The sequence below is a fragment of the Novosphingobium sp. genome, from assembly GCF_027486195.1.
In the GTDB taxonomy this organism is placed as follows: domain Bacteria; phylum Pseudomonadota; class Alphaproteobacteria; order Sphingomonadales; family Sphingomonadaceae; genus Novosphingobium.
The window spans coordinates 1-4,350 of the sequence record NZ_JAIXPP010000021.1 but is presented as its reverse complement, the minus strand read 5'-3'; the positions used below and the strand labels follow the sequence as shown (position 1 = coordinate 4,350).

Here is a 4,350-nt window from a genome sequence, read left to right as displayed (position 1 = left end):
GGGCGCTTCGCGGCGGGCCCTTCGGCCGTCATGCGCGAAATCAACGCCTCGATTCCCTTCGACAAGGCCTTGTGGCGGCAGGACATCGCCGCGTCAAAGGCCCATGTGGCCATGCTGGGCAAGCAGGGGATCGTGACGGCGGAAGATGCGGCGCTGATTGCCGATGGCCTCGACCAGGTCGCCGCCGAGTATGAGGCCAGCGGGGTGCCCGAAAACTGGGACCTCGAAGACATCCACATGACGACCGAAAGCCGGCTTGCCGAGTTGATCGGCGCGGCGGCGGGGCGGCTGCACACCGCGCGCAGCCGCAACGATCAGGTGGCGACCGATTTCCGGCTCTGGGTGCGCGATGCGGTCGACCAGACCGGTGCGGCGCTGGAGGCGTTGCAGGTGGCTCTGGTGACGCGTGCGGGCGAGCATGCCGCGAGCATCATGCCCGGCTTCACGCACTTGCAGACGGCGCAGCCGGTGACTCTGGGGCATCACCTGATGGCCTATTACGAGATGATCGGGCGGGACCGGTCGCGCTTTGCCGATGCGCGCATCCGGATGAACCAGTGCCCGCTGGGCGCGGCGGCGCTGGCGGGGACGGGCTTCCCGATCGACCGGCATGCCACGGCAGCGGCGCTGGGCTTTGACGGGCCGACGGCGAACAGCCTCGATTCGGTGTCCGACCGCGATTTCGCGCTCGATTTCCTGATGGCGGCGGCGCAGTGCTCGCTGCATCTTTCGCGCCTTGCCGAAGAGTTCGTGATCTGGGCAAGCCAGCCGTTCGGCTTTGTAACCCTGCCGGACAGCCTTTCGACCGGCAGCTCGATCATGCCTCAGAAGAAGAACCCCGATGCGGCGGAGCTGGTGCGCGGGCATGCGGGGCGGATCGTCGGGTGCCTGACGGCGCTGATGATCACGATGAAGGGCCTGCCGCTGGCCTATTCGAAGGACATGCAGGACGACAAGCCGCCGGTGTTCGAGGCGGCCTCGCTGCTCGCGCTTTCGATCGCGGCGATGACGGGCATGGTGGCCGAGGCGACCTTCCGTACGACGCGCATGCGCGGTGCGGCAGAGCTGGGCTATGCCACCGCGACCGATCTGGCCGACTGGCTGGTGCGGCAGGCAAACATCCCCTTCCGCGAGGCGCATCACATCACCGGCAGCGCGGTCAAGCTGGCGGAAAGCCGGGGCGCGGCGCTCGATCAGCTGGCGCTGGCAGACCTCAAGGCGATCGATCCGCGGGTGGATGAGCGCGTGTTTGCCGCGCTTTCGGTCGAGGCGAGTGTGGCCGCGCGCGCCAGCCATGGCGGAACCGCGCCGGACGAGGTAAGGAAGCGCGTGGCCGAGGCGCGTGTTGCGCTGGGGCTGCCAAAGGACATCGAGGCCTGATGCGCAACTTTCGCACCCTGATCCTGCTGGCTGCCTTGGGCACCGCACTGGCGGGCTGCGGCGCGCGGCGCGAGCTTATGCCGCTCAAAGGTCACTCCCTGCCCCCCGCGCCCTTTGGCCGCGAGGACAAACCCGGGCCCGACGTTCTGCTGACCCCGCCGGTTCAGGCGAAACCGCAGCGCAATATCGAGCTGCGCAGCCGCTCGGAGGACCGCGAGGACGATCCCTTCGATCTGCCGCCGGAAGAATAGAACCCTGCTCTGGCCCTGCGCCGGACCCCAGTTTCCAGGAATACCCCGATGGATCATTTCGAATTTCGCGGCGGCGTGCTTCATGCCGAAGACGTGCCGCTGCCCTTGATCGCGGCCGAAGTCGGTACGCCGGTCTATGTCTATTCGCGCGCGACATTGACGCGCCATGCGCGGGTATTCCGCGATGCGCTTTCGGTGCTGCCGAAGGTTCACCTCGCCTTTGCGGTGAAGTCCAACCCCAACCTCGCCGTGCTCAAGGTGTTGGCGGCGGAAGGCTACGGCGCTGATGTCGTGTCGGCAGGCGAAATGGACCGTGCGCTCGCGGCGGGCATTCCGGCGGCGGATGTGGTGTTCTCGGGCGTGGGCAAGACGGCGGCGGAAATGCACCGGGCGCTGCAGGCGGGCTGCGGGCAGTTCAATCTCGAAAGCGAGGAAGAGGGCGAGGAACTCGCCGAGATCGCGGCGAGCATGGGGCTGACCGCGACCGCGACGCTGCGCATCAATCCGGATGTCGATGCCGGCACGCATGCCAAGATCTCGACCGGCAAGGCCGAAAACAAGTTCGGCGTGCCCTACGATCGTGCGGCGGGCATCTATGCGCGGCTGTCCGTGCTGCCGGGCCTCGATCTGCGCGGCCTCGCGCTCCATATCGGCAGCCAGCTTGCGCGGCTCGATCCGCTGGAAGCGGCCTTCACCAAGGCCGGGGCGCTGATGCAGGCGATCCGGGCGGAAGGCTTTTCGGTGACGCACATGGACCTCGGCGGCGGGGTGGGCGTGCCCTACAGGGCGGGCGAAGTGTTTCCGCAACCGGCGGACTACGCGGCGATGGTCGCGCGCGTGACCCAGGACTGGGACGTGACGTTGATGTTCGAGCCCGGGCGGCTGATCACCGGCAACACCGGCGTGCTGCTGACCGAAGTGGTGCGCGTGAAGCAGGGCGCGCTGCATCCCTGGGTGGTTGTCGATGCGGCGATGAACGATCTCGCGCGCCCGGCGATGTATGACGCGTGGCACGATTTCAGCGCGGTGACGCCGAAGGGCGAGACGATGACCGCCAATATCGTCGGCCCGATTTGCGAATCGAGCGACACCTTTGCGATGGCGCGGGAAATCGACGTTGTGGCGCGGGGTGATCTGGCGGTATTCCGCACTGCCGGCGCTTATGGCGCGACAATGGCGAACACTTACAACTCGCGCCCCATGGTGCCCGAGGTGATGGTGGACGGCGCGAAGTGGGCGGTGGTGGCCGACCGCATCGAGCCTTCGACGATCCTGTCTGCCGAGCGCGTGCCCGAGTGGCTTGAATGAGCCTGCCCAGCCTCCCGCTGTTTCATCGCCTTGCCGGGCAGCCGGTGGTGGTGCTGGGCCATGGCGAGGCGGCGGAGGCGAAGCGGCGGTTGGTGCTGCGCGCGGGCGGCAAAGTGATCGAGGATCTGGCCGAAGGCATCGATACGGGCGCGCGGCTGGCCTTCATCGCGCACGAGGACGAGCGGGCCTGCGAAGCCGATGCGATCCGCGCGCGGGGGGCAGGGCTGCTGGTCAATGTCGTCGACAAGCCGGCGCTGTGCGATTTCACCACGCCTTCGATCATTGACCGAGCGCCTGTGCTGATCGCGGTGGGCACCGGCGGGGCCTCGGCGGGGCTGGCGAAAGCGCTGCGGCTACGGTTGGAACGGTTGCTGCCGCAAGGGCTGGGGGCGCTGGCGGAAGCGCTCTACGCGGCGCGCGGCGCAATGCGTTCGCGCTGGCCTACAGGGCCGGAACGCAGGCGCGCGCTCGATGCGGCGCTGGAAGATGGCGGTGCGCTCGATCCGCTGCGTGAAGGTGACGCGGCGCGGGTGCAGGGCTGGCTCGAGGGCGGTGCGGATGGCGCGGCTGGCCGGTTCACGATCCGGCTGCGCTCACCTGATCCCGATGACTTGACGCTGCGCGAGGCGCGGCTGCTGGGGCAGGCCGATGCGGTTGTGGCGGGTCCGCAGGTGCCGGGTGCGGTGCTGGCGCGGGTGCGGGCGGATGCGATGCGCATTGCGCCCGGGGATGCCGAGCCCGAAGGCGGCATCGTGGTGGTGATCGAACCCTAGTCCGGCGCGACGATATGCGCGAAGAGCTGGTCGAGGTGCAGTTGGAGTTCCTGCACAGCTGGATTGTTGGCGTGGCGGGGGAGGCTCAGCGGCAAGCTCATGCTCTGGTGCAGCGCCGAGGCTTCGGTGATCGTGAGCAGGCCGCGCTGGCGCAGGATGTTGGCAAGGCTGGCAATGCCGTTGATTGCACAAATGTCAGAGACTTCCAGCGCCGCAAAGAGCTGGGGAAGATCAAGATCGGTCAGGTCGGTCATTCAGGCCGGACTGGGGCTGTCGGCGAGCCGTTCCAGTCGCGAACGTTCCCGGCCTTCGGCAACTTCGCGCAGCTGATCGGCCATGGCGCGCCATGCCTTCTCGGAACGCAGCGCGCGATCACGCACGTTGTCGAGCTTGGCACCCGATGCTTCGGTTGCCGCCTGATCGGCGCGTTCGACGAGAAATTCATAGGACAACGCCATCTACGTCGACTCCGCAAAAGAGGCAGGCGGAAGGTAGGCGCCCGCAGCAACCAGCAAACTGGCTGCTGCGGGCTCGCCTCGATCAGTTCGCGCTGGCGAGATTGATCGCCGATTCCTTGCCATTGCGGCCGGTCTCGACGTCATAGCTGACGCGCTGGTCCTTGCTCAGCGTGGCGAGGC

6 protein-coding genes are annotated in these 4,350 nt (G+C 67.7%); 4 read left to right on the top strand and 2 right to left on the bottom strand.

Annotation, left to right across the window (positions count from 1 at the left end; all coding sequences use genetic code 11):
* The 4 genes from argH to Q0071_RS05295 all read left to right on the top strand — a co-directional run.
* A partial coding sequence (gene argH, locus Q0071_RS05310; RefSeq protein WP_298166092.1) for an argininosuccinate lyase occupies positions 1–1,380 on the top strand: 1,380 nt, incomplete at its 5' end.
* Positions 1,380–1,631 (top strand): hypothetical protein, encoded by a 252-nt coding sequence (locus Q0071_RS05305; protein WP_298166090.1) that lies wholly within the window; start codon positions 1,380–1,382, stop codon positions 1,629–1,631. The genes argH and Q0071_RS05305, both read left to right, overlap by 1 nt.
* Before the next feature lie 48 nt (positions 1,632–1,679).
* A complete protein-coding gene (gene lysA, locus Q0071_RS05300; RefSeq protein ID WP_298166087.1) occupies positions 1,680–2,939 on the top strand; it encodes a diaminopimelate decarboxylase in 1,260 nt (419 codons plus the stop codon).
* Entirely contained in the window at positions 2,936–3,712 is a 777-nt protein-coding gene (locus Q0071_RS05295; RefSeq protein ID WP_298166085.1) for an NAD(P)-dependent oxidoreductase, read from the top strand. Before lysA ends, Q0071_RS05295 begins: the two co-directional genes overlap by 4 nt.
* Here Q0071_RS05295 and Q0071_RS05290 read toward each other — a convergent pair.
* Positions 3,709–3,966, bottom strand: a complete 258-nt coding sequence (locus Q0071_RS05290; protein ID WP_298166083.1) for a hypothetical protein — start codon at positions 3,964–3,966, stop codon at positions 3,709–3,711. The genes Q0071_RS05295 and Q0071_RS05290 overlap by 4 nt on opposite strands.
* Positions 3,967–4,170 (bottom strand): hypothetical protein, encoded by a 204-nt coding sequence (locus Q0071_RS05285; RefSeq protein ID WP_298166081.1) that lies wholly within the window; start codon positions 4,168–4,170, stop codon positions 3,967–3,969. It lies immediately after the preceding gene.
* Positions 4,171–4,350: the final 180 nt, after the last annotated feature.

What these genes read in the sequence shown, in the direction of transcription:
- Q0071_RS05290 (WP_298166083.1), bottom strand. Translation starts at nt 3,966, where the DNA reads ATGACCGACCTGACCGATCTTGATCTTCCCCAGCTCTTTGCGGCGCTG.
- Q0071_RS05305 (WP_298166090.1), top strand. Translation starts at nt 1,380, where the DNA reads ATGCGCAACTTTCGCACCCTGATCCTGCTGGCTGCCTTGGGCACCGCA.
- lysA (WP_298166087.1), top strand. Translation starts at nt 1,680, where the DNA reads ATGGATCATTTCGAATTTCGCGGCGGCGTGCTTCATGCCGAAGACGTG.
- Q0071_RS05285 (WP_298166081.1), bottom strand. Translation starts at nt 4,170, where the DNA reads ATGGCGTTGTCCTATGAATTTCTCGTCGAACGCGCCGATCAGGCGGCA.
- Q0071_RS05295 (WP_298166085.1), top strand. Translation starts at nt 2,936, where the DNA reads ATGAGCCTGCCCAGCCTCCCGCTGTTTCATCGCCTTGCCGGGCAGCCG.